Raw genomic sequence first — 24,831 nt, 5'->3', positions numbered from 1 at the left:
GATAGTCGCCATCAGTTATTCGAGGAGCACCATTGCGTAGAGCCGTGATCATGCTCACGGCCTTCCTGGCCTGCGTGATGCTCTCCTTCGGTCTCGGCGCCACGAGCGCATGGGCCGAAGGGGAAGCACTGCAGGGGACGTTGACGAACAACGGCGCTCCGGTCGCCGGTGTCAAGATCAAAGCGTTCACCCAGGACGGCGCGCCCGCCGGTGAGGACACTTCCGACGAGCAGGGCAAGTGGAGTATTCCGGTGACCGGTCCGGGCACCTACCGGGTGGACCTCGATCTGACATCGTTGCCCTCGGGGGTCGGTCTCACCAACAACCGGCCCAGCCTGACCCCGACCGTGGCCGACGGGCAGGCGCGTAACGTGCTGTTCCCGCTGGGTCCGGCCGGCACGACGATCGGCGGCAACCAGCCGGGCTCGAACGACTCCGGTCCCTCGTCGTTCGACCGCTTCGCGGACCTGCTGTACTCCGGTCTGCACTTCTCGCTGATCATCGCGCTCGCGGCGCTCGGCATCTCGCTCATTTTCGGCACGACCGGCCTGACCAACTTCGCCCACGGCGAGATGGTCACCTTCGGCGGGCTCATCACCTTCCTGTTCAACGTGACGATCGGGATGCCGCTGGTGCTGGCCGGCATCATCTCGGTGGCCATCGGCGCCGCCATGGGCTACTTCCAGGACCGCGCGTTCTGGGGCTGGCTGCGCAAGCGCCGCACCAACCTGGTGACCATGATGATCATCTCGATCGGTCTGTCGCTGCTGATCCGCTACGTCTTCCTGTACTTCTTCGGCGGTGAGTCGCGCAACTTCGCCGACTACAACGCCCAGGCGGGCGTGCAGTACGGACCGTTCCTGATCGCGCCGAAGAACCTGATCGCCGACGCCGTCGCCCTCGTCGTGCTCGCGGCGGTGTCCTTCGCGCTGGTCGGCACCCGGCTGGGCAAGGCCACCCGCGCGGTCGCCGACAACCCGGCCCTGGCCGCCGCGTCCGGCATCAACGTCGACCGCATCATCCGGCTGGTGTGGACGATCGGTGGCGGCCTGGCCGCGCTCAGCGGCGTGATCCTCGGTGCCTTCCAGGGCGTCGGGTTCCAGATGGGCTTCCAGATCCTGCTGCTCATCTTCGCCGCGGTGACCCTCGGCGGCTTCGGCACGGCGTGGGGCGCGCTGCTCGGCAGCCTCGTCATCGGGCTGTTCATCCAGATCTCCACGCTGTGGATCCCGACCGAGTTGAAATCCGTGGGCGCCCTCGCGGTGCTGATCGTGATCCTGCTCTTCCGGCCGCAGGGCATCCTCGGCCGCCGGGCCCGGATCGGCTGAGGGGACGATCATGAACTGGGAAAGCATCTTCAGCGTGTCGTTGGAAGCGATCATCGGTTCCACCGCTATTGCGTACGCCCTCGCGGCCATCGGTCTCAACGTCCACTTCGGCTACACTGGCCTGCTCAACTTCGGCCAGTCCGCCTTCCTCGGCGTCGGCGCCTACGGCATCGCGATCACGGTGGCCACCTTCGGGCTGCCGCTGTGGCTCGGCGTCGGTATCGGCCTGCTGGCCGCGGTCATCCTCGCGCTGCTGCTCGGTATCCCGACGCTGCGCCTGCGCGCCGACTACCTGGCGATCGTCACCATCGCCGCGGCCGAGATCATCCGGCTCTTCTACCGCGCCACCGACCTGCGCAAGTGGACGGGCGCCTCCGACGGCCTGCAGAGCTTCTCGCAGGACTTCTACGCGCTCAACCCGTTCGCCGGCAGCAAGGGTATCGACCTCGGACTGCTCACGTTCACCGACCGTGAGCTGTGGATCCTGGTCGTCGGCTGGACGCTGGTGCTGCTCAGCTGCCTCGTGGTCTGGCTGCTCATGAGCAGCCCGTGGGGCCGCGTGCTGAAGGCCATCCGGGAGGACGAGGACGCCGTGCGCAGCCTCGGCAAGAACGTCTTCTCGTACAAGATGCAGTCGCTGGTCCTCGGCGGCGTCATCGGTGCCCTCGGCGGTTTCGTGTTCGCCCTCGACCGGGCGGCCGTCCAGCCGGACACCTACGGCACGGAGTTCACCTTCTTCGCGTACACCATCGTGATCCTCGGTGGCGCGGCCCGGGTCTTCGGCCCGGTCGTCGGCTCCATGATCTTCTGGGTTCTGCTGGTATTCGTCGACTCGGCGCTGAGCGAGGCCTCCAACAACAAGGTCTTCCCCGAGTGGTTCATGACCACCTCGCAGGCCGGCTCCGTCCGGTACATCCTGGTCGGGCTCGGCCTCATCCTGCTGCTGATCTACCGGCCGCAGGGCATCTTCGGCGACAAGAGGGAGGTCATGCTCGATGGACGTTGAGAAGAAGCCCGACCGGGCCGCGCGGGCGCGCGCCGTGCAGGCCCTCGCGGGCCTGCCGTGCGAGCCGGGCGTACCGAAGCCGGACCCGATCCTCGTCGCCGACAACGTGGTCCGCCGCTTCGGCGGCCTCACCGCGGTCGACGTCAAGCACGTGGAGATCCAGCGCGGCTCGATCACGGCGCTGATCGGTCCCAACGGTGCCGGCAAGACGACCTTCTTCAACCTGCTCACCGGCTTCGACGCGCCCGACGAGGGCAGCTGGACGTTCAACGGCAAGTCGCTGTCCGGGGTGGCGGCGCACAAGGTCGCGCGGGCCGGCATGGTCCGCACCTTCCAGCTCACCAAGGCGCTGTCCAAGCTCAAGGTCATCGACAACATGCGGCTCGGCGCCACCGGGCAGCGCGGCGAGACCTTCTGGCGCGCGCTGCTGCCCGGCACCTGGAAGCAGCAGGAGGCCGAGATCACGGCGCGCGCCGAGGACCTGCTGACCCGGTTCAAGCTCATCGCCAAGAAGGACGACTTCGCCGGCAGCCTCTCCGGCGGCCAGCGCAAGCTTCTGGAGATGGCCCGCGCCCTCATGGTGCAGCCGGAGATGGTCATGCTCGACGAGCCGATGGCCGGGGTCAACCCGGCGCTGACGCAGTCGCTGCTCGGCCACGTCAAGCAGCTGCGCGAGGACGGCATGACCGTGCTGTTCGTCGAGCACGACATGGACATGGTCCACGACATCAGCGACTGGATCATCGTCATGGGGCAGGGCGGCGTCATCGCCGAGGGCACCCCTGACAAGGTCATGGCCGACCCGCGGGTGATCGACGCCTACCTCGGCGCGCACCACGACGGCGCGGTCAAGACCGTCGGCGGCGAGGAGGTCGACGCCTCCGCGCTGGACGAATCCAACGGCGAGGTGACGTTGATCGGGGCCGTCGACGAGCTCGCCGCTGGTCCTGAGGACGACCCGAAGAGGGGGACGGCATGACCGATCCGATCGAGGACGATGTTGCGGTCAGCAACGAGGTCGTCGACCGCGGCGACCACCTGGCGCACGCCGACGGGGCGGTGCTGCGCGCCGACGACGTCGTCGCGGGCTACCTGCCCGGCGTCAACATCCTCAACGGCGCCGACCTGTACGTGCACGACGGCGAGCTCGTGGGCATCATCGGCCCCAACGGCGCCGGCAAGTCGACCCTCCTGAAGGCCATGTTCGGCCTGGTGAACATCCGCTCCGGCGCGGTCACGCTGCGCGGGGAGCACATCACCAACTTCAAGGCGCACGCGTTGGTGGAGCGGGGCATCGGCTTCGTGCCCCAGACCAACAACGTGTTCGCGGCGCTGACCATCGAAGAGAACCTGCAGATGGGCACGTTCCTGAAGCCGAAGCGCTTCAAGGAGCGCTTCGACTTCGTGACCCAGCTGTTCCCGACCCTGGCCGAGCGGCGCAAGCAGCGGGCCGGGCTCATGTCCGGCGGTGAGCGGCAGATGGTCGCGATGGCCCGGGCGCTCATGATGGAGCCGACCGTGCTGCTGCTGGACGAGCCCTCAGCGGGTCTCTCGCCGGCGCTGCAGGACGAGGTGTTCTTCCGTACCAAGCAGATCAACTCGACCGGTGTGACGGTCGTGATGGTCGAGCAGAACGCCCGCCGGTGCCTGCAGATCTGCGACCGGGGTTACGTGCTCGACCAAGGGCGCAACGCCTACACCGCATCGGGACAGGACCTCATCAACGACCCGCGGGTGATCGAGTTGTATCTGGGCACGCTCGCGCGCGCCTGAACCATCGTTATTGCTTATCGGAAATCCCCGCGTCCCCCATCCGGGGGCGCGGGGATTTCTTTTTGTATGCGGGAAGCGCATTTGCTCCTTTCCCGCTTGCCGCGGTCACGAAAAGGGCCCCACCGCCGTGGCGGTGGGGCCCTGCTCGGTGCTTGCGGATCAGATCTTGCCGGTCTGGTACTTCACGTCCGACGTGAGCTTGTTGTTCTCGTCGTAGGTGTAGACACCGATGGTGGCCTCGGCCGGGTCACCGGCGTCGTTGAAGGAGATCGGGCCGCTCAGGCCGTCGAAGTCGATGTCCTTCTTGGCCTTGATCAGGTCGGCGCAGGACTTGAAGTCCGTGCACTTCTCGCCGCCCTTGGACACGGTGATCAGGTGCTTGGCGATCTCGGCCGGGTTGTCGCTGCCGGCCTCGAGGGCCGCGAGGGCCGCGAGGATGGTGGCGTCGTAGGACTCGACGGCGTAGTTCCAGTCCTTCAGGTCCTTGTTGATCTCAAGGGCGCGCTTCTTGAAGTCGTCCTTGGTCGCCGCGCCGGGCTGGGTGCCCTTGAAGCCCTTCAGCGTGCCGGGGGCGAAGTCCTTCGAGTAGTCGGCGATGTTGCCGTCGACGAAGTACCACTTCTTGGTCTTGAGGCCGGCCTCGATCAGCTTGGGGACGATCTTCTTGGTCTCGTCGAAGCCGATGATCGCGATCGCGTCCGGGTTGGCGGCCTTGATCTTCGCCACGTCGGCCGAGAAGTCCGCGGCCTTCGGGTCGTAGGTCACCGACACGGCGACCTTGCCGCCGCCGCTCTCGATCTCCGCCTTGGCGTTCTCGGCGAGGCCGGTGCCGTAGGAGTCGTTGAGGACCAGCATGCCGGTGGTGGCGTTGCCGTCCTGGACGATCAGGTCACCGAGGACGCGGCCCTGCAGCGTGTCCGGCGGGGCCGTCCGGAAGTAGAGGCCCTTGTCGTTGTACGTGGTCAGCGCCGTCGACGTGTTGGCCGGCGAGATCTGGACCACGCCCGCGCCGGTGATCTTGTCGATCACGGACAGCGAGACGGACGACGACGCGGCACCGATGATGACATCGGTCTTGTCGGTGAGCAGCTTGTTGACCGACTGGGTGGCGATGTCCGTGGAGGTGTCGCCCGAGTCCATGTGCTGGATCGTGACGGGCTTGCCCAGGACGCCACCGTTGGCGTTGATCTCCTTGATCGCGACGTCGACGCCGGCGAACTCCGGTGGGCCGAGGAAGGCCAGCGAGCCGGTCTGCGGCAGGATCGTGCCGATCTTGAGCACGCCGTCGCCCGGAGCGGCGCCACCACCGGTGGTCGCGCTCGTGCTCGGGCTATCTGCGTCGTCACCACATGCACTGAGTGCCAGGACGGCAGCGCTCAGCACGGCGACCGAGCGCCATGCGAGGTTGGGGCGGATCATCACCTGTCTCCTTTTTACAGCGCGGTAGGCGTGGTTGCGCCTAGATGCCAAGACGCTGATGAAGGCAGAACCTAATGAAACTCCAGGGCTGGCACTAGGCCTTCGGGGCAACACGCCACAGGAAGTTGCGCAGTCGTAATCTTCCTGTTCGCAACCGTCGCGGGAATCGCTTTGTCGCGTCACAGCGCGGGGTCTCGGCGGGGAAGTTGTCATACCCTGCGACTAGGCTCGCAGGTGTGACGGGTTCAACAGACACCAGGCTCCTGCTGCTCGACGGGCACTCCCTCGCCTACCGGGCGTTCTTCGCGCTCCCGGTGGAGAACTTCTCGACCAAGACGGGGCAGGTGACCAACGCCGTCTTCGGCTTCACGTCGATGCTGATCAACATGTTGCGGGACGAGAAGCCCACGCACGTGGCGGTCGCCTTCGATGTGTCCCGCCAGACCTTCCGCCTGGAGAAGTATGCGGAATACAAGGCCAACCGCTCCACCACCAGGCCGGAGTTCTCCGGCCAGCTCGACCTGATCAAGGAGGTCCTCAACGCGCTGCGGATCCCCTTCATCGAGAAGGCGGGCTACGAGGCGGACGACGTCATCGCCACGCTGGCCCGCCAGGCCGTGGAGCATGGCATCCCGACCTCGATCATCACCGGTGACCGTGACGCGTTTCAGCTGGTCACCGACCTGGTCACGGTGCTGTATCTCAAGCGCGGGGTGTCCGAGCTCGACCGCATGACGCCCGCCAAGGTCGAGGAGCGCTACGGCATCCCCCCGTCGCTCTACCGGGCGAAGGCCGCCCTCGTCGGCGAGGACAGCGACAACCTCTCCGGCGTCCCCGGCGTGGGCGACAAGACCGCCGCGAAGTGGATCCTGCAGTTCGGCGACCTGGACGGGATCATCGCCCGGGTCGACGAGATCAAGGGCAAGGCCGGCGAAAACGTGCGCGCCCACCTCGCCGACGTCATGCGCAACTATGAGCTCAACGGTCTCGTCGACGACCTGGAGCTGCCGGTCACCCCCGAGGAGCTGCAGTGGCGCGGCTGGGACCGCGAGGCGGTCCACCAGGTCTTCGACGCCCTGGAGTTCCGCATCCTGCGCGACCGGCTCTACCAGTATCTCGACGCCGTGGAGCCGGAGGCCGAGAGCGGCTTCGACCTGGCCGGCAGCGTCCTGCGCGAGGGCGTCGGCGCCTGGCTCGCCGAGCACGCCCCGGCCGGCACCCGGGTCGGCGTCGCCGTCGCCGGCAAGTTCGGCCGCGGCACCGGCGAGGTCACCGGCATCGGCCTGGCCGTCGCGGACGGGCCGGCCGCCTGGTTCGACCCGACCGAGCTCGACGCCGCCGACGACGCCGCCGTGGGGGAGTGGCTCGCCGCCACCGACCGGCTCAAGGTGCTGCACGACGTGAAGCCGGCGCTGCTCGCGTTCGGTGCCCGCGGCTGGCAACTGCGCGGCGTCGCCAGCGACACCGCCCTGGAGGCCTATCTGGCCCGCCCCGACCAGCGCTCGTATGAGCTCACCGACCTGGCCCTGCGCTATCTGAAGCGGGAGCTGCGGGTCGACGCCCCGGACAACGGCCAGCTCACGCTGGACGGCCTCGGCGGCAACACGGGGGAGGCGGAGGAGAATCTCATGCTCCGCGCCCGGGCCACCCTCGACCTCGCCGAGGCGATCGCCGAGGAGCTGCGCCGCGACGGCGACTCCTCCGCCAGGCTGCTCGCCGAGGTCGAGCTGCCACTGGTCTCCGTCCTGGCGGAGATGGAGCGGGTCGGCATCGCCGCGGACACCGAATACCTCAGCGAGCTGGAGTCGCGGTTCGCCAGCAACGTCAAGGCCGCCGCCCAAGGCGCCTATGAGGTGATCGGCCGGGAGTTCAACCTCGGCTCGCCCAAGCAGCTGCAGGAGATCCTGTTCAACGAGCTGGGCCTGCCGAAGACCAAGCGGATCAAGACCGGCTACACCACCGACGCCGAGGCGCTGCAGAGCCTGCACAAGCAGACCGAGCACCCGCTGCTGGCGCACCTGCTGAGCCACCGCGACTGGGCCAAGCTCAAGACCACCGTCGACGGGCTGCTGAAGTCGATCAGCGACGACGGCCGCATCCACACGACGTATTACCAGACCGTCGCGGCCACCGGCCGGCTGTCCAGCACCGACCCCAACCTGCAGAACATCCCGATCCGCACCGAGGACGGCCGGCAGATCCGCCGGGCGTTCGTCGTCGGCGAGGGCTACGAGACGCTCCTCACCGCCGACTACAGCCAGATCGAGATGCGGATCATGGCCCACCTGTCCAAGGACGAGGCGCTGATCGAGGCGTTCAACTCCGGCTTCGACTTCCACGCCGCGACCGCGTCGTCGGTCTTCGCGATCCCCGCCGAGGAGGTCGTGCCCGACCAGCGCCGCAAGATCAAGGCGATGAACTACGGCCTGGCCTACGGCCTGTCCTCCTACGGGCTGGCCAGCCAGCTGGGCATCACCCCCGCCGAGGCGACGGTGCTCATGGAGGAGTATTTCGCCACGTTCGGCGGGGTCCGGGACTATCTGCGCCAGATCGTCGTGCAGGCCCGCCGCGACGGCTACACCGAGACGGTGCTCGGCCGCCGCCGCTACCTGCCGGACCTCAACAGCGACAACCGGCAGCGCCGCGAGATGGCCGAGCGGATGGCGCTCAACGCGCCGATCCAGGGCTCCGCCGCCGACATCATCAAGGTCGCCATGCTGCACGTCGACACCGCGCTGCGCGCCGCCGGGCTGCGCTCCCGCATGCTCCTGCAGGTCCACGACGAGCTGGTCTTCGAGATCGCCCCCGGCGAGCACGCCCAGGTGGAGGAGCTGGTGCGCGAGCAGATGGGCGCCGCGTACCCGCTCGACGTCCCGCTCGGCGTGTCGGTCGGCTCCGGCCGCGACTGGAACGCCGCCGACCACTGAGCCGTCCGCGCCGCCCGTGCCACGTGCCGCCCGTGCCACGTGCCGCCCGTGCCACGTGCCGCCCGTGCCACGTGCCGCCCGTGCCACGTGCCGCCCGTGCCACGTGCCGCCGCCCGGATGCATTCCCGGGCGGCGGCACGAGGGCTCGGCAGGTCAGGCGGGCCTGGTCGCCACGAAGATCGCGGTGCCGGGGAAGATCCGGCCGCGCAGAGGGCTCCACTGGCCCCAGGTCTCCTTGTGCTCCTCCGGCCACTCCGGCTCGACCAGGTCGTCGAGCACGAAGCCGGCGGCGACCAGCTCCCGGATGCGGTCGCCGAGCGTGCGGTGCTGCTCGACGTAGGTCGGCACGTGCTCCTCGTCCTGCTCGACGTAGGCGCGCCGGTCGAAGTAGGAGTGCACCGCCACCAGACCGCCCTCGCCCGGGTCGTCGAGGAACACCCAGCGCATTGGATGGGTGATCGAGAAGGCCCAGCGGCCGCCCGGGCGCAGCACGCGGTACACCTCCCGCATGACGCGCCCCGAGTCGGCGACGAACGGCACCGCCCCGAACGCGGTGCACACGACGTCGAATACGCCCTCGGCGAACGGCAGGGCGGTCGCGTCCGCCTGCAGCAGTGGCACGCTGACACCCGATCGGGTGATCCCGGCCCGGGCGTGGCGCAGCATCCCGGCCGACAGGTCGCTGGCGACCACCCGCGCGCCCTGGGTGCGCAGCCACCGGGCGCACGAGGCGGCGCCGCAGCCGATCTCCAGCACGTCCTTGCCCGCGACGTCGCCGAGGAGGTGCGCGTCGGCCTCGCGCAGGCCCTCCGGGCACCAGACGAAGTCGACGTCACCGAGGAACGCGCCGTGTTCGGCCTGGTAGGCGTCGGCGTCGGCGTCCCACCAGCCCCGGCTCGCACGGCGGCTCTCGGCGGGGTTCACTGCGCGTCGTGTGACGCCTGCGTCTGGTGACGTTTCCATGGACTGCAACGGTAGGCCCCGCAAATGTCGGCGGATCGGGTCTGGGGGAGGGTTGGACCATGTGGTATTGCGCAGGGTAGGCTGATCGGTGCACTCGTGGGTTGTGCGCCTCGGCATGGAGCAGGCTCACGGTCGTCCGACACATCCTGAGCTTCCAATGCACTGATCCTGCACTGCGACAGGCGAGTTGTGCCCGACGATGGTCCGCGGGAGCGCAGGTCCACCGAAGACACCCACCGACCGGAGCAACAACCCACATGACGAGCAGCATCGAGGCCACCTCGAGCGCCAGCAGCAACAAGGTCGTCGACGAACTCGCGTCCGATGAGGCGTTCCTCGCCGCGATCGACGAGACCATCAAGTACTTCAACGACGGCGACATCGTCGAAGGCACCGTCGTCAAGGTCGACCGGGACGAGGTCCTGCTCGACATCGGCTACAAGACCGAGGGTGTCATCCCCTCGCGCGAGTTGTCGATCAAGCATGATGTCGACCCTGCTGAGGTCGTGTCGGTCGGTGACCACATCGAAGCCCTGGTCCTGCAGAAGGAGGACAAGGAAGGGCGCCTGATCCTCTCGAAGAAGCGCGCGCAGTACGAGCGGGCGTGGGGCACGATCGAGAAGATCAAGGAAGATGACGGCATCGTCCGTGGCTCCGTCATCGAGGTGGTCAAGGGTGGTCTCATCCTCGACATCGGGCTCCGCGGCTTCCTGCCGGCGTCCCTGGTCGAGATGCGCCGGGTCCGCGACCTGCAGCCCTACGTGGGCCGCGAGCTCGAGGCGAAGATCATCGAGCTGGACAAGAACCGCAACAACGTGGTCCTGTCCCGCCGGGCCTACCTCGAGCAGACCCAGTCCGAGGTGCGCACCGAGTTCCTGCACAAGCTGCAGAAGGGCCAGGTCCGCAAGGGCGTCGTGTCCTCGATCGTCAACTTCGGTGCGTTCGTCGACCTCGGTGGCGTCGACGGCCTGGTGCACGTGTCCGAGCTGTCCTGGAAGCACATCGACCACCCGTCCGAGGTCGTCGAGGTCGGCCAGGAGGTCGAGGTCGAGGTGCTCGACGTCGACCTGGACCGCGAGCGCGTCTCCCTGTCGCTGAAGGCGACCCAGGAAGACCCGTGGCGCCAGTTCGCCCGCACCCACGCGATCCAGCAGATCGTCCCGGGCAAGGTCACCAAGCTCGTCCCGTTCGGTGCGTTCGTCCGCGTCGACGACGGCATCGAGGGCTTGGTGCACATCTCCGAGCTGGCCGAGCGCCACGTGGAGATCCCCGAGCAGGTCGTGCAGGTCGGCTCCGACGTCATGGTCAAGGTCATCGACATCGACCTGGAGCGCCGCCGGATCTCGCTGTCGCTCAAGCAGGCCAACGAGGGCTTCGTCGAGGGCGAGGAGCACTTCGACCCGACCCTCTACGGCATGTCGGCCACCTACGACGAGCAGGGCAACTACATCTACCCGGAGGGCTTCGACCCGGAGACCGCCGAGTGGATGCCCGGCTTCGAGAAGCAGCGCGAGGCGTGGGAGCAGCAGTACGCTGAGGCCCGCCAGCGCTGGGAAGCCCACACCAAGCAGGTGCAGACGGCCCGCCAGGCCGACGCCGCCGAGCCCGCCGCCGCTGCCGCGGCCGGTGGCTCGACGAGCAGCGGCCCGGTGACCTCGTCGACCCCGACCGCGGCCCGCGCCCCGGAGGAGCCGGCAGGCACCCTCGCCACGGACGAGGCCCTGGCCGCCCTGCGCGAGAAGCTGGCCGGCGGCAAGAGCTGACGGCTCGCACAACATAGGAGAGGCCCCGCAGCCACCTCGGCTGCGGGGCCTCTTCCCGTTTCCCCCGAGTCCCTCTCCGCCGGGACCTCTCTGCCGGTACCTCCCCGTCAGGACCTCTCCGCCAGGGTCTCTCCGCTCGGGCGCTCCGCCGGGGGCTCCACCGTCAGGGTCTCTCCGCTCGGGCGCTCCGCCACGGCCTCTTGGCCACGGCGTCTTCGTGTGCCTCGCCGGTTTGCTCTCCGCCATGCCCATGCCCCTCGGCCGCAGGCTCGCCGGCCAGATGGTGGCGGCGGGCGTTTGCCCACGGGATTGGCCGCGGACTCCCCGCCATGGCCACCGGCCGTGGCCTACCAGCCACGAAGCTGAGCCGCTGGTTCTTCGCCGAGACCACTCAGCCCGAGATTTCCCGCCGCAGCCTCGGCATGTCCGGCGAGCCCAGCGCATTCGGAGGCCGCCGGTTTGGCCTTGTTCGCGAGTTCGGCGCCACCTTCGACGGCAACGCCAGACCTCCCGCCGAACCGGCGCTCCCTCACGCACCGTGATGAGCGCTGCGAAGCCGACGCGCGTCGTCTGCGGCATGTACGCCACCGGACAGCACTACCCGGTGGATCCCTGTGCGCCGGCAAACAGGGATCCACCGGGTTCCAGGGATCCACCGGGTTGTTCCCGTGCTCCAGACAGAGTGCACGCGCATCGGCATGCGTGCGTAGGGGGAGCCACCATTCGTGATGACGGTCGGCGTCCACGGAGAGTGACGCAACGTCGCTGTGCGGCTCGGTCTGCGCCTCAAGTGGTGATCAACGAGTGGCGCTCGTTCTCACCGATACCGACGCCGCACGTGCCGGCGAAGTGGGCAGCAATGAACCACATGTAGCACCCGTCCTCGCGAACGAGGTCACCGGTTCAAGCGGTCCGGAGCCGGCCCAGCAGCCCGAGCGAGTCCCGAGCCTCTCGGTTGGGCAGGCTGAGCGGGGGTCGATGGCCGGGCCGGCCCGGCAAGCCCAGCGACCCAGCACGCAGCGACCCAGCACGCCCGGCGGCCCGGCGAGTTCAGCGGCTGAGCACACCCGGCGAGCCCGGCGACTGGGCAGGCTAATGCGCCAGCGACCCAGCACGCCCGGCGAGCCCGGCGGCCGAGCACGCCCGGCTGGCTGGCGGCCGGGCCCAGCGGGCCGAGACAATGCAAGACGCCAGGTGACTCGACGGCCGGTCCCGGCGGCTGTGCGGTCCGGCGGCCCGTGTCAGGCTGAGCGGGTTTGGCGAGGAAGCGAGCCAGCACATGAGCGGGCAGAACGGCCGGGTCGGGTAGGCCGGCCCGGGACGGGGGCAACCCGCTGGCCGCCCGGCCCTGCTCCGATCTGGCTACTTGACGCCGGCCACGTCCATGGCGCGGAGTTCCTTCTTCAGTTCGGCGACCTCGTCGCGGAGCCGGGCGGCGAGCTCGAACTGCAGCTCGCGGGCGGCGTTGAGCATCTGGTCGTTGAGGTCCTGGATGAGGGTGGCGAGCTCGGCCCTCGCCATGCCGGCGCGGGCGGGGATGGCGGCGCCGGCGGAGCCCTTGGTGCCGCCGCCCTTCTGGCGGCCGCGGGTGTTCTCGGGGGACTTGCCGCGGCTCATCTGGCGGCCGCCGCCGACGCTGATGGCGCCGCCCGGGCCGTGGCCGCCGACCGCGCCGGCGGTGTCCTCGGCCTCGCGGTAGATGTCGTCGAGGATGTCGCCGAGCTTCTTGCGCAGCGGCTGCGGGTCGATGCCGTTGGCGAGGTTGTACGCGGTCTGCTTCTCGCGCCGGCGGTTGGTCTCGTCGATCGCGTGGGCCATCGACGGGGTCATCTTGTCCGCATACATGTGGACCTGGCCGGACACGTTACGGGCGGCGCGGCCGATGGTCTGGATGAGGCTGGTGCCGGAGCGCAGGAAGCCCTCCTTGTCGGCGTCGAGGATCGCCACCAGGCTCACCTCGGGCAGGTCGAGGCCCTCGCGGAGCAGGTTGATGCCGACGAGCACGTCGAACTCGCCGCGGCGCAGCTCGCGCAGCAGCTCGACCCGGCGCAGGGTGTCGACCTCGGAGTGCAGGTAACGCACGCGGATGCCGTGCTCCAGCAGGTAGTCGGTGAGGTCCTCGGCCATCTTCTTGGTCAGGGTCGTGACGAGGACCCGCTCGTCGAGCTCGACCCGCTGGTTGATCTCGTGCATGAGGTCGTCGATCTGGCCCTTGGTCGGCTTGATCACGACCTGTGGGTCGACGAGGCCGGTCGGGCGGATCACCTGCTCGACGAACTCGCCCTGGGTGCGGCCCAGCTCCCACGGGCCCGGGGTCGCCGACAGGTAGACGGTCTGGCCGACCCGCTCCTCGAACTCGTCGAAGCGCAGCGGCCGGTTGTCCTGGGCGCTGGGCAGCCGGAACCCGTGCTCGACCAGAGTGCGCTTGCGGGAGGCGTCGCCCTCATACATGCCGCCGATCTGCGGGACCGTGGCGTGGGACTCGTCGATGACGGTGAGGAAGTCGTCGGGGAAGTAGTCGAGCAGGCAGTGCGGCGGGCTGCCCGCCTCGCGGCCGTCGATGTGGCGGGAGTAGTTCTCGATGCCGTTGCAGAAGCCGACCTGGCGCATCATCTCGATGTCGTAGGTGGTGCGCATGCGCAGCCGCTGCGCCTCCAGCAGCTTGCCCTCGCGGTCGAGCTCGGCGAGCCGCTCCTCCAGCTCGGCCTCGATCTGCGTGATCGCCCGCTCCATGCGCTCGGGGCCACCGCCGTAGTGCGTCGCCGGGAAGATCATCAGCTGGTCGACCTGACGGATCTCGTCGCCGGTCAGCGGGTGCAGGTAGGACAGGCGCTCGATCTCGTCGCCGAAGAACTCGATGCGGATCGCGAGCTCCTCGTAAGCGGGGATGATCTCGAGCGTGTCGCCGCGGACCCGGAAGGTGCCGCGGTTGAACGCGAGATCATTGCGCGTGTACTGGATGTCGACCAGCCTGCGCAGCAGCTTGTCCCGGTCGAGCTCCTCGCCGACGGTCACCTTCGCCGCGCGGTCCAGATACTCCTCGGGCGTGCCCAGGCCGTAGATCGCGGAAACGGTCGCGACCACGATGACGTCGCGGCGGGTCAGCAGGCTCATCGTCGCGGAGTGCCGCAGCCGCTCGACCTCCTCGTTGACCGACGAGTCCTTCTCGATGTAGGTGTCGGTCTGCGGGATGTAGGCCTCGGGCTGGTAGTAGTCGTAGTAGCTGACGAAATACTCGACCGCGTTGTTGGGCATGAGGTCGCGGAACTCCTTGGCCAGCTGTGCGGCCAGGGTCTTGTTGTGCGCGAGCACGAGCGTCGGGCGCTGCAGCCGCTCGACCAGCCACGCGGTCGTCGCGCTCTTGCCGGTGCCCGTCGCGCCCAGCAGCACGGTGTGCCGGTTTCCGGCCCGGACCCGGCGCGCCAGCTCCTCGATGGCGGCGGGCTGGTCACCGGACGGAACGTACTCGCTGACCACCTCGAAGCGGTTGTCCAAGCGGGGGATGTCGAGCGCCATGACCCAACCGTACGCGGGGGGTATGACAACTTTCGGGTTCCTCGCCCTCAGTGGTTGACCGTATTCAACATGACGATTGTGTGGGGAAGATCACCGGACTACCGTAGAGCCGTAGGCCGCTCGCGGCGGCCGACCGGAGAGCAGGCCGGCCACCACACGGTCGGCCCTCCCGGCGCCAGGTTGCTGCCCCGGCCCGTCACGGCCGGCGAGCGCACCGTGGCGGGATCGCGCGACACGCGCGACCGGCCGCCGCGAGCGCCCCTGCGTCAGGCGTGCCCGGCGATCGCCGGCCACGCCGCCGCCACCGCCGCATCCAGGTCCTCGGGCGTGCCGTCGTTGACGATCGCGACGTCGGCGACCTCGCGCCGCTGCTCGTCGGTGGCCTGCGCGGCGATGCGCGCCTGCGCCTCCTGCGCCGACATCCCGCGCAGCCGCGCGAGCCGGTCCAGCCGGGTCGGGAGGGAGGCGAAGACGACGACCACGGTGTCGTACAGGCGCGACATCTGCTTCTCGACGAGCAGCGGCACGTCGTTGACCACGACGGAGTCCTCGGGCGCGGCCGCGACGATCTCGGCCGTCCGGGCCCGCACCAGGGGGTGCACGATGCCCTCGAGGGTCGCACGGGCGTCGTCGTCGCCGAAGATCCGCTGCGCCATCGCGGCGCGGTCGAGCGCACCGTCGGCGGTGAGCACGCCGTCGCCGAACGCCTCGACCACCGCGGCCAGGCCGGGCGTGCCCGGCTCCACGACCTCCCGGGCCAGCCGGTCCGCGTCGATGACCACAGCGCCGAGCGCGGCCAGCCGGGCCGCCACGGCACTCTTGCCGGCACCGATGCCGCCGGTCAGCCCCACCATCCTCATCGCGTCATCACACCATTGCCGCCGCGGCGGCGCGGAGGCGGACACCGGAAAGGTGACTCCCGGCGTGTGATCACAAAAACCGACGATTGCAGAGATAACGTCCGTATCGGGGAAGATTCTCCGGGGGCGAACATAACGGGGCGAACATGACACGAGGGCGACACTGCATCGGCCGGCCGGGCCTCGGGCGCCGCGACATCACCATGATCGTGGCTGCCGCCGACGTCGCCGGGCGCCGGGCACGGCACCGCCGCGGACGTCCGGCACGCCGGCCGGGGACCGGGGCGGCGGGGATCTTCGCCGCCGCCGCAGTGCTCACGATGCTGGCGGTCAGCGGCTGGTACACCGCATCCGGGGCCACCGCCGTCGCGCAGATGCTGGCCCGGTGACCAGGCAGGCACCCAAAGGCTGAGCCATCAGCCGTGGTGCGAGGTGCGGGCTGTCAGCGATACTCTGCCCGGCGAGCGCACGATTGCCGTGCGCAGGTGCACGAACTGCACAGACGCCAGGACCAGAAGGACGCGCTGCATGGAGCCGGGACACCCCCCACGGCAGGATCCGCCGACGGAGCCGAGCCACGACCAGGTCAACGGGTCGCCGCCGCGGCCCCGCAGCCGGCGCGGCTGGATGTCGGACTCGCCGCTCGACGGCGGCTCCGGCTGGCCGACGTCGGCCTACGCGATCGTGCCGCGCCAGGCGACCCCGCAGACCCAGCAGGTCCCCGCGCAGCCCTCAGCGAACACCACGGCGCAGCAGCCGGCCGTCGACCCGGCGCCGCACGTCCCGCCGCAGCCTCCGCACACCGCAGCGCCGGAGGCGGCCGAGGCACCGCACCGTCGCCGGCGCCTCGCCGCGCTCGTCATCGGCCTGATCGTGGTCATCGTCGCGGTCGTCGGCGGCGTCCTGGCGACCCGCGACGCCGGCGGCACCGGCGAGTCCCCGGGCGGGAACCGTGCCGTCACCGGCCCGGTCGTGCCGACCGGCGCCGCCTCCGTCACGACCGCCGCGGGCGTGGCCGGCGGGCCGAGCGCGGACGCCAGTGGATCGCCGGTGCCCGGCACCAGCGGCACCCCCGACCCGAGCAGCGTGGCGAGCAGCCCGGCCTCGCAGGCTCCGGTCACCGACGTGCTGCGAGCCGGCACCGTCCGCCTGGCCGTCCTGGCCGGGCAGTCCGACGAGACCTTCGACTTCGACAGCGGCATCAAGCAGGCCGCCGGCGCCGACGTGGCCGCGGGCACGCTCGGCCTGACCGCCGTCGGCGGCGCCGCCTTCGCCCCGATCCTGCAGGAGCCGACGCCCGCCGGCTGCGGTGCGATCCCGGCCGCGCAGTGGAGCGACCGCATCCTGCTCTCGGCGCTGCTGCCCACCGCGAAGGTCTGCGTCCGCACGGGCGAGCAGCGCTTCGGCTGGTTCAGCCCCCGCTCCGGCGAGGCCGTGGTCGGCGGTCAGCTCTACGCCACGTACCTCGACTTCACGGTGTGGAAGAAGACGGGCGACTGACCGGTCAGGCGGGCACGTCGGTGAAGTGCTCGACCCTCGGCGCGCCGTCGAAGAACGGCCCGAGCAGCGCCCGCCACTGCGTGAAACGGTCGGTCGCGCGGAAGTTGTCCAGGTGCGCGTCGACCGAGTCCCACTCCACCAGCAGCACGAACCGGCTCGCCGACTCGACGCCGCGGGTCATGCGCACCGAGCGGCAGCCGGGGGTGGACGCGAGGAGCGGGCGTGCTTCACGGTACGCGGCGGCGAACGCCTCCTCGCGACCTTCGAGCACGTCGATGAGCGCAACTTCCAAGACCATCCGGAAAGGGTAGAGGACATCGTGCTGGACTGGCTCACGTCCGCCGCCTTCCATGCTTTCGGTGCCCCGACCACGTGGGCGGAGCTGCTGGGTTTCCTGACCGGGCTGGTCACGGTCTGGCTCGTCGTGCGGCAGCACATCGCGAACTGGCCGGTCGGCATTGCCAACGTGCTGCTGCTCATGGTCGTGTTCCAGCACGTCGGCCTCTACGGCGACGCCTGGCTGCAGGTGGTCTACGTGATCCTCGGCGCCTACGGCTGGTGGCGGTGGCGTCCCGGTGCCACGACCGTAGTGCGTCGCACGACCCGCGTCGAGTGGGGTGCGCTCACGGTTGCCGGTGTGTTGCTCACCGTGACGCTGTGGTGGTACTTGGTCCGGTTCACCGAGTCGACCGTGCCGTGGCCGGACGCCGCGACCACCGCCTTGTCACTGCTCGCGACCTACGGCCAGACCCGCCGCCTCGTGGAGAGCTGGTGGCTGTGGATCGCCGTCGACATCGTGTACGTGCCGTTGTACGCGTACAAGGACCTCTGGCTCACCGCGATCCTCTACCTGGCCTTCCTCGCCCTCTGTGTCCTCGGGCTGCGCGCCTGGCAGCAGGCGTTGCGCACCCGGCCACAGCCGGTGCCGGCATGACGCACGGGCTGGTCGTCGGCAAGTTCTACCCGCCGCACGCCGGGCACCACCACCTCATCGACACCGCCGCGCGCGCCTGCGACCGGGTCACCGTCGTCGTCGCGCCGTCCAGCGCCGAGTCGATCCCGCTGCGGGCCCGCCTCGGCTGGCTGCGCGAGGTGCACGCGGGCAGCCCGCACGTGCGGTTCGCCGGCGTGTACTGCGATCTGCCGATCGACTACGACGACCCCGACATCTGGCAGGCGCACGTCGACGTCTTCCGCGGGGCCGTCGGTCCCTCCACAGTGGACGTGGTGTTTTCGTCCGAGGTGTACGGCGAAGAGCTGGCCCGACGGTTCGGCGCCCGGCACGTGGCCGTCGATCCGGACCGCCGGGGTGTGCCGGTCTCGGGGACGGCCGTGCGGGCCGACCCCGTGGCGAACTGGGCGTTCCTGTCCCCGCCGGTGCGTGGCTGGCTGGCCCGCCGGGTGGTCGTCGTCGGCGCCGAGTCGACCGGCACCACCACCCTGGCGCGGGCCCTCGCCGCCCAGCTCAGACTGCGCGGCGGAGCGTTCGCCGGCACGCGGTGGGTCCCGGAGTACGGCCGTACCCTCACCGAACTGAAAATGGCCGGCGGCGTCAAGGTCGAGGACCTCGTCTGGGACCGCGAGGACTTCCTGACCGTGGTACGCGAGCAGAACACCGCCGAGGACGCCGCCGCCCGGGCCGGCGGGCCGCTGCTGATCTGCGACACCGACGCGTTCGCCACCGCGATCTGGGAGGAGCGCTACCTCGGCTCGTCCTCGCCGCAGGTGCGCGCCGCCTCCCGCGAGCCGGCCCTGTACCTGCTGACCCCGCACGACGACGTGCCGTTCGAGGACGACGGGATGCGCGACGGCGAACATCTGCGCGCGTGGATGACCGACCGGTTCCGAGCCGAGCTCGCCGCCAGTCCGGTGCCGTGGATCGAGCTGACCGGGACGTACCGGACGAGGCTGCGTACCGCGCTCGCAGCATGTGACGATCTGCTTGCTCAGGGTTGGCGATTTGCCGCACCGCAGCTGCCGCGGCAGGCGCCGGGAAATGTCGGTGGGTCCTGTTAGGGTCCGGCGCATGAGGCACATCACGACGTTCGCCGGGCTTCCGGTGATCCAGTTCCAGCCCGGCGTCGTCGACAAGCTGGACGCCGAGGGCACCCCGCGCAGCGCCGTCGCATGGCGGATCGAGACGGACTACGAAGACGACGAGGAGGCGTTCCGCGCCGCCCTCGACCGGTGCCTCGACGTCGTCGGCGGCGGGTCCGTGCACGCCCTGGTCATCGGCCAGTGGGGCGAGGCGTATGACACCGCGCCGCCGCTGCACCTGCTCATCGCAGCCCGCGCGCGGCTGCCGCACCTGCGGGCGCTGTTCCTCGGCGAGATGACCTCCGAGGAGTGCGAGATCTCCTGGATCAACCACACCGACGTGGCGCCGCTGCTGGCCGCGTTCCCGGGCCTGGAGATCCTGCGCATCCGCGGCGCCGAGGGGCTGCAGCTGTCCCCGGTGCGGCACATGCGGCTGCGCGAGCTGGCGGTTGAGAGCGGTGGGCTGCCCGCGGTGTTCCTGCGCGGCCTCCTCGACTCGCACCTGCCGGCCCTGACCGACCTGGAGCTGTGGCTCGGCGTCAGCCAATACGGCGGCGACATCACCGTCGACGACCTGGCCCCCGTGCTCAGCGGCGCCGGCATGCCCCGGCTGCGCCGTCTCGCCCTGCGCAACGCCGAGATCGCCGACCAGGTCGCGGCCGCGCTCGCCGGCGCGCCGGTCGTGCCGCGCCTCGAGGAGCTCGACCTGTCCCTGGGCATCCTGTCCGACCGGGGCGCCGAGGCGCTGCTGCTCGGCCAGCCGCTGACCCATCTGCGGCGGCTCGACCTGTCCCACCACTTCATCTCGGCCGACCTGGCCGACCGGCTGCGGGCCGAGCTGCCCGGCGTCGACCTCGACCTGTCCGATGTGCAGGAGGAGGACGACGGCGAGCGATACACGGCAGTGTCGGAATGACCACCATCACCGTCGTCGGCGTGCCCGGGCACCGGCGTGTCCGGCTGTTCCGGGACGCCGCGGTCGCCGCGGGCCTGCCTGAGCCGGCTGTCGTGAGCTGGCGCGACGTGTGCGCCGGCGCGTTCACGCTGGGCGCTTCCGGGGACGCTGTGGGAGGCGCTCTCGGGGATGTTTCCGGGGGCGTTCACGGCGGTGCTTTCGAGGATGCGTCCGGGGGCGTCTTCGTCGGCGGGGCAGTGGGTGAGGGCGGCGCTGTGAGCGGGCATTGGGTGCGGCTGGAGTCGCCGGGTGAGGACGCGGAGATCGACCGGCTGCTGCGGGGCGCGGCGGCGCCGGCCGCGCACGGTGAGATCGTCGGGCTCGCCGCCTGGCACCGGGGTCTCGTCGCGGCGGCCCGCCGGGTCGAGGCCCGCGGGGTGCCGCTGCTGACGGCGGTGGACGAGCTCGACGTCATGTTCGACAAGCGCCGCTGCCACGCCCTGCTGCACTCCCGCGGGGTCGCGGTGCCCGAGGCGTTCACCGCCGGTGGTTACGAGGAGATCCGCGACCGGGGGCGGCAGCAGGGCTGGCGCCGGGTGTTCGTCAAGCCGCCGCACGGGTCGTCGGCGTCGGGGGTCGTCGCGCTCGCGTTCGGCGGTGACCGGCGGAGGATCAGCGCGTACACGTCCGCGGTCCTCGACGGGGGGCGGCTGTTCAACGAGCTGCGGGTGCGGCACTACACCGACGAGCGGATCATCGCCGCGATCATCGACCGGCTCGCCGCCGAAGGCCGACCGGCCGCCGAGGGCCCGCCTGCCACTGCGGGCCCGCCTGCCACTGCGGGTCCGGCTGCCACTGCGGGTCTGGTCGCCGCTTCGGGTCGGGCTGCCGCTGAGGGCGTGGCTGCCGCCGAGGGTCCGGCCGCCGCCGAGGGTCCGGCCGCCGGCGAGGGTGTGGGCGCCCATGTCGCTGGTGGGCTGCACGTGGAGCGGTGGTTGTCGAAGGCGTCGCACGACGGGCTCGTGCTCGACCTGCGGGTGCTCGTCGTCGCGGGCCGGGTCAGCCACGTCGTCGTGCGCACCGGCCGGTCACCGATGACCAACCTGCACCTCGGCAACGCCCGCGGTGACCTGGCGGGGGTCCGCGCCGCCGCGGGCGAGGAGCACTGGGCCGCGGCGATGCGCACCTGCGAGGCGGCTGCCGCCTGCTTCCCGCGCAGCCTGCACGTCGGCGTGGACCTCATGTTCGGCCGCGACTACGGCACGCACGCGGTCGCCGAGGTCAACGCGTTCGGCGACCTGCTGCCGGGCCTGCTCGTCGGCGGGCGCGACACGTACGCGGCAGAGATCGACGCCCTCCTGTCGGGCCGCTTCACCCCCGCCGGCGTCACGGTGTCCGCTGGCGTTCCTGGGCCCGCCGGCGGCGATGTGGCGAGCCGAGCGCTGGCAGGTGTGCGGTGAAGTCGCTGATCGGCAGCCACGACCTGCTCTTCGTCACGCTCGACACGCTGCGTCACGACGTCGCGGTGGGGCAGCTCGAGGCCGGGCGCACGCCGAACCTCGCCAGGGTGCTGCCCGGCGGGGAGTGGCAGCGGCGGCACACGCCGGCGTCGTTCACGTATGCGGCGCACCACGCGTTCTTCGGGGGGTTCCTGCCCACGCCGGTGACGCCGGGTCCGCATGAGCGGCCGTTCGCGGCACGGTTCCCCGGCAGCACCACGGTCGGGCAGGACACGTGGGAGTTCGACGCCGCCGACGTGGTCACCGGGCTGCGGACCGCCGGGTACCACACGATCTGCATCGGCGGGGTCGGCTTCTTCGCGATGACGTCGGCGCAGGGCGGGGTCCTGCCGGGGCTGTTCGACGAGGCGCACTGGACCCGCGAGTTCGGCGTCACCAACCCCGCCTGCTTCGAGGCGCAGCTCGACCGGCTCAAGACGGTGCTGCCCGCCGACGGGCCGCTGTTCACGTTCGTCAACGTCGCCGCCATGCACCAGCCCAACCGGCACTACCTGCCCGGCGCCACGCAGGACACGGTCGCGTCGCACGGGGCGGCGCTCGCGTACGTCGACCGGCACCTGCCGGTGCTGTTCGGGCTGGTCACGTCCCGGGGGCGGCCCTGCCACGTGATCATGTGCAGCGACCACGGCACGGCGTACGGCGAGGACGGGCACATCGGGCACCGCGTCGCGCACGAGGTGGTGTGGACCGTGCCGTACGCCGAGTTCACGTTCGAGCCGGGGGAGTGGTGATGCTGGGCTCGCCGTACCAGGGATATCTGTACGCGTACCCGCACAAGACCGCGTACCGGCCGCTGCGACCGCGACCCAGGCTCGCCGACGTGTGGGCGGGCGAGGCGACGGATGCGCTGTTCCTGTACGTCCACGTGCCGTTCTGCGAGATGCGGTGCGGGTTCTGCAACCTGTTCACCCGGGCCAACCCGCCCGCGGCGCAGGTCACCGCGTACCTCGACCAGCTGCGGCGGCAGGCGGACCGGGTCGCCGCCGCGGTGCCCGCCGCGACCTACGCCCGCGCGGCGATCGGCGGCGGCACCCCGACGTACCTGACGGCGGCCGAACTGGAGCGGCTCTTCGACACCGTCGAGCGGGCCACCGGCGCCGACCTGCGGGCTGTGCCGACGTCGGTGGAGACGTCACCGGCCACCGCGACCGCCGACCGGCTCGCGGTCCTGCTCGACCGCGGCACGACCAGGGTCAGCATCGGCGTGCAGAGCTTCCTCGACGCGGAAGCGCACGCCGCCGGCCGACCGCAGCACCGCGCCGAGGTCGACCGGGCCCTCGACACGATCCGCGCCGCCGGGCCGGCCGAGCTCAACATCGATCTCATCTACGGCATCCCAGGGCAGACCGCCGGCACATGGACCGGTTCGCTGCGCACCGCGCTGACGTGGCGGCCCGAGGAGCTGTACCTCTACCCGCTGTACGTGCGCCCGATGACCGGCCTGAGCAGGCGGGCCCCTGGCACCCCCGACCCCGAGTGGGATGCGCAACGCCTCCAGCTGTACCGGCACGCCGTGGAGCTGCTCGGCGCCGAGGGCTATGAGCAGCAGTCCATGCGCGCCTTCCGACGGCGGGACGCGCCGCCGGTCGACGGCCCCGGGTACTGCTGCCAGGACGACGGCATGGTCGGGCTCGGGTGCGGGGCGAGGTCGTACACCTCGAGGCTGCACTACTCGTTCGACTACGCGGTGAGCGTCCGGCAGGTGCGGGGCATCCTGGAGGACTACCTGGCGCGGCCCGCGGCGGACTTCGACGTCGCCGAGGTCGGCTTCGCGCTCGACGGCTTCGAGCAGCGCCGGCGCTGGCTGCTCAAGTCGCTGCTGCGGGCGTCCGGCCTGGATCCCGGCGGGTACCTGGCGCGGTTCGGCACCGGCGTCGACGACGACTTCCCGGCGCTGCGCCTGTTGCGCGAGACCGGCCACCTCGACGGGCACCGGCTCACCGCCGAAGGGCTCGCGCACTCCGACGCGATCGGGCCGTGGCTCACCTCCGACGGCGTCCGCGCCGCCATGGCCGGGCACGTGCCACGATGAGGATCCTGTACCGCGGCCCGCTCGCGAGCTGCAACTACGACTGCCCGTACTGCCCGTTCGCGAAGCGCCGCGACCCGCCCGAGGTGCTGCGCGCCGACCGGGCCGCGCTGGAACGGTTCGTCGGCTGGATCGAGGCGCATCCCGGTGAGCCGACCGAGGTGTTGTTCACGCCGTGGGGCGAAGGGCTGACCCGGTCCTGGTACCGCACGGCGCTGACCCGCCTGTCGCACCTGCCGCACGTCGGGCGGGCGGCGATCCAGACCAACCTCGCCGGCCGGCTCGGCTGGGTCACCGACGCCGACCCCGGCACCCTGGCGCTGTGGTGCACGTTCCACCCCGGGCAGGTCAGCCTGGAGCGGTTCCTGCGGCAGGCGGCGACCCTGCACCGGCACGGCATCAGGCACTCGGTCGGCGTGGTCGGCCTGCCGGGGCACCACGCCGACGCCGTCGCGCTGCGGTCCGCGCTGCCCAGCGACGTGTACGTGTGGATCAACGCCGCCGACGGCCACACGTACACGCCGCAGGAGGAAGCGGCGTGGACCGCGATCGACCCGCTGTTCGGCTACAGCGTCCGGCCGCACCGATCCCTCGGGCGTTCCTGCCGCACCGGCGACGAGGTGATCTCCGTCCTCGGCGACGGCACCGTCCGGCGCTGCCACTTCGTGCCCGAGCCCCTCGGCAACCTGTACGACGGCACCTGGCGCCCGACCACCGCGCCCTGCCCGAAGCAGGAGTGCGACTGCCACATCGGCTACGTCCACCTGCGGACCCTGCCGCTGTACGAGGTGTTCGCCGGCGGCGTCCTGGAGCGGGTGCCGCACGACCTGCCGCTGTGGTCCGTTCCGCAGGCGGTGCTCGGGGAGGAACCGGTCCGGCGGCGGGTGGAGGAGGCGTCGCTCGCGGACGGGGCGCCGGTGACGGAGGTGGTATCGCTTTTGTGAGGTGAACTCGCCCTGGCGGCCCTGGCGGCCCTGGCGGCCCTGGCGGCCCTGGCGGCTCGTTGTCGGGTGAGTTGTCGGGGTGAGTTGTCGGGGTTATCTGACCCCGCACGGCCCGCCATCGCGCTCCGGCGCCGCGCACCCGGTCACCGCACCCGGTCACCGCACCTGACCACCGCGCCCCACCGCCGACCACCCGGCCACGGCACCCCGGCACGACGCGTTCGTCCGTCCGGGCGCCGTGTCACCGCCTGGGCTCCGCCTGGGCTCCGCCTGGGCTCCGCCTGGGCTCCGCCTGGGCTCCGCCTGGGCTCCGCCTGGGCTCCGCCTGGGCTCCGCCTGGGCTCCGCCTGG

Annotated in this window: 19 protein-coding genes and 1 pseudogene; 15 read left to right on the top strand and 5 right to left on the bottom strand. The window is 70.8% G+C overall.

The window, feature by feature from the left end:
- Nucleotides 1-32: 32 nt before the first annotated feature.
- From AB0H83_RS07415 to AB0H83_RS07400, 4 genes are read left to right on the top strand one after another with little or no spacing between them, the layout of a single operon-like run.
- Nucleotides 33-1,328, top strand: a complete 1,296-nt coding sequence (locus tag AB0H83_RS07415; RefSeq protein ID WP_360088363.1) for a branched-chain amino acid ABC transporter permease — start codon at nucleotides 33-35, stop codon at nucleotides 1,326-1,328.
- Between the two features lie 10 nt (nucleotides 1,329-1,338).
- Nucleotides 1,339-2,334, top strand: a complete 996-nt coding sequence (locus AB0H83_RS07410) for a branched-chain amino acid ABC transporter permease (RefSeq protein WP_360088360.1) — start codon at nucleotides 1,339-1,341, stop codon at nucleotides 2,332-2,334.
- On the top strand, nucleotides 2,324-3,313 hold the full coding sequence (locus tag AB0H83_RS07405; RefSeq protein ID WP_360088357.1) for an ABC transporter ATP-binding protein: 990 nt from the start codon (nucleotides 2,324-2,326) through the stop codon (nucleotides 3,311-3,313). The genes AB0H83_RS07410 and AB0H83_RS07405 overlap by 11 nt, the downstream gene beginning before the upstream one ends.
- On the top strand, nucleotides 3,310-4,107 hold the full coding sequence (locus AB0H83_RS07400; RefSeq protein ID WP_360088354.1) for an ABC transporter ATP-binding protein: 798 nt from the start codon (nucleotides 3,310-3,312) through the stop codon (nucleotides 4,105-4,107). Before AB0H83_RS07405 ends, AB0H83_RS07400 begins: the two co-directional genes overlap by 4 nt.
- A gap of 159 nt (nucleotides 4,108-4,266) precedes the next feature.
- Here AB0H83_RS07400 and AB0H83_RS07395 read toward each other — a convergent pair whose 3' ends face one another.
- A complete protein-coding gene (locus AB0H83_RS07395; RefSeq protein WP_360088351.1) occupies nucleotides 4,267-5,526 on the bottom strand; it encodes an ABC transporter substrate-binding protein in 1,260 nt (419 codons plus the stop codon).
- A 236-nt stretch (nucleotides 5,527-5,762) separates the two neighbouring features.
- On the opposite strand from AB0H83_RS07395, the gene polA reads away from it, so the two are divergent.
- Nucleotides 5,763-8,453, top strand: a complete 2,691-nt coding sequence (polA, locus tag AB0H83_RS07390) for a DNA polymerase I (protein WP_360088348.1) — start codon at nucleotides 5,763-5,765, stop codon at nucleotides 8,451-8,453.
- Between the two features lie 153 nt (nucleotides 8,454-8,606).
- Here the strand turns inward: polA and AB0H83_RS07385 are convergent, their stop codons facing one another.
- Nucleotides 8,607-9,416 (bottom strand): class I SAM-dependent methyltransferase, encoded by an 810-nt coding sequence (locus AB0H83_RS07385; RefSeq protein WP_360088345.1) that lies wholly within the window; start codon nucleotides 9,414-9,416, stop codon nucleotides 8,607-8,609.
- 257 nt (nucleotides 9,417-9,673) lie between these two features.
- On the opposite strand from AB0H83_RS07385, the gene rpsA reads away from it, so the two are divergent.
- The gene (rpsA, locus tag AB0H83_RS07380) at nucleotides 9,674-11,179 is read left to right on the top strand and encodes a 30S ribosomal protein S1 (RefSeq protein ID WP_033356766.1); all 1,506 of its coding nucleotides are present in this window, start codon (nucleotides 9,674-9,676) and stop codon (nucleotides 11,177-11,179) included.
- A gap of 1,362 nt (nucleotides 11,180-12,541) precedes the next feature.
- On the opposite strand, the gene uvrB is transcribed toward rpsA, so the two are convergent.
- Both uvrB and coaE read right to left on the bottom strand, forming a co-directional pair.
- Nucleotides 12,542-14,695 carry an excinuclease ABC subunit UvrB gene (uvrB, locus tag AB0H83_RS07375; RefSeq protein WP_360088341.1) on the bottom strand — a complete coding sequence of 718 codons (2,154 nt, stop codon included), beginning with the start codon at nucleotides 14,693-14,695 and terminating at the stop codon, nucleotides 12,542-12,544.
- Between the two features lie 290 nt (nucleotides 14,696-14,985).
- Nucleotides 14,986-15,555, bottom strand: a pseudogene (gene coaE / locus AB0H83_RS07370) (dephospho-CoA kinase); the annotation flags it as partial.
- A 146-nt stretch (nucleotides 15,556-15,701) separates the two neighbouring features.
- Here coaE and AB0H83_RS07365 point away from each other — a divergent pair.
- Together AB0H83_RS07365 and AB0H83_RS07360 are read left to right on the top strand one after the other, a co-directional pair.
- Complete coding sequence (locus AB0H83_RS07365; RefSeq protein WP_360088338.1) at nucleotides 15,702-15,944, top strand: hypothetical protein; 243 nt, start codon at nucleotides 15,702-15,704, stop codon at nucleotides 15,942-15,944.
- Between the two features lie 139 nt (nucleotides 15,945-16,083).
- Entirely contained in the window at nucleotides 16,084-17,055 is a 972-nt protein-coding gene (locus AB0H83_RS07360; protein WP_360088335.1) for a hypothetical protein, read from the top strand.
- A 4-nt stretch (nucleotides 17,056-17,059) separates the two neighbouring features.
- On the opposite strand, the gene AB0H83_RS07355 is transcribed toward AB0H83_RS07360, so the two are convergent.
- On the bottom strand, nucleotides 17,060-17,353 hold the full coding sequence (locus AB0H83_RS07355; protein WP_360088332.1) for an antibiotic biosynthesis monooxygenase family protein: 294 nt from the start codon (nucleotides 17,351-17,353) through the stop codon (nucleotides 17,060-17,062).
- A gap of 21 nt (nucleotides 17,354-17,374) precedes the next feature.
- On the opposite strand from AB0H83_RS07355, the gene pnuC reads away from it, so the two are divergent.
- From pnuC to AB0H83_RS07320, 7 genes are read left to right on the top strand one after another with little or no spacing between them, the layout of a single operon-like run.
- The gene (pnuC, locus tag AB0H83_RS07350) at nucleotides 17,375-17,989 is read left to right on the top strand and encodes a nicotinamide riboside transporter PnuC (protein WP_360088329.1); all 615 of its coding nucleotides are present in this window, start codon (nucleotides 17,375-17,377) and stop codon (nucleotides 17,987-17,989) included.
- On the top strand, nucleotides 17,986-19,071 hold the full coding sequence (locus AB0H83_RS07345) for an AAA family ATPase (RefSeq protein WP_360088326.1): 1,086 nt from the start codon (nucleotides 17,986-17,988) through the stop codon (nucleotides 19,069-19,071). Before pnuC ends, AB0H83_RS07345 begins: the two co-directional genes overlap by 4 nt.
- Nucleotides 19,072-19,081: 10 nt before the next feature.
- On the top strand, nucleotides 19,082-20,008 hold the full coding sequence (locus tag AB0H83_RS07340) for an STM4015 family protein (RefSeq protein WP_360088323.1): 927 nt from the start codon (nucleotides 19,082-19,084) through the stop codon (nucleotides 20,006-20,008).
- Nucleotides 20,005-21,447 carry an STM4014 family protein gene (locus tag AB0H83_RS07335; protein ID WP_360088320.1) on the top strand — a complete coding sequence of 481 codons (1,443 nt, stop codon included), beginning with the start codon at nucleotides 20,005-20,007 and terminating at the stop codon, nucleotides 21,445-21,447. The genes AB0H83_RS07340 and AB0H83_RS07335 overlap by 4 nt, the downstream gene beginning before the upstream one ends.
- Nucleotides 21,444-22,238 carry an STM4013/SEN3800 family hydrolase gene (locus AB0H83_RS07330; RefSeq protein WP_360088317.1) on the top strand — a complete coding sequence of 265 codons (795 nt, stop codon included), beginning with the start codon at nucleotides 21,444-21,446 and terminating at the stop codon, nucleotides 22,236-22,238. The genes AB0H83_RS07335 and AB0H83_RS07330 overlap by 4 nt, the downstream gene beginning before the upstream one ends.
- Complete coding sequence (locus AB0H83_RS07325) at nucleotides 22,238-23,539, top strand: STM4012 family radical SAM protein (protein ID WP_360088314.1); 1,302 nt, start codon at nucleotides 22,238-22,240, stop codon at nucleotides 23,537-23,539. Before AB0H83_RS07330 ends, AB0H83_RS07325 begins: the two co-directional genes overlap by 1 nt.
- Nucleotides 23,536-24,480 carry an STM4011 family radical SAM protein gene (locus tag AB0H83_RS07320; protein ID WP_360088311.1) on the top strand — a complete coding sequence of 315 codons (945 nt, stop codon included), beginning with the start codon at nucleotides 23,536-23,538 and terminating at the stop codon, nucleotides 24,478-24,480. The genes AB0H83_RS07325 and AB0H83_RS07320 overlap by 4 nt, the downstream gene beginning before the upstream one ends.
- The last annotated feature ends 351 nt before the right edge of the window (nucleotides 24,481-24,831 follow it).

The sequence above is a fragment of the Dactylosporangium sp. NPDC050688 genome (assembly GCF_040654515.1).
Taxonomy (GTDB): Bacteria; Actinomycetota; Actinomycetes; order Mycobacteriales; family Micromonosporaceae; genus Dactylosporangium.
This window is presented reverse-complemented; position numbering and strand designations above follow the sequence as displayed.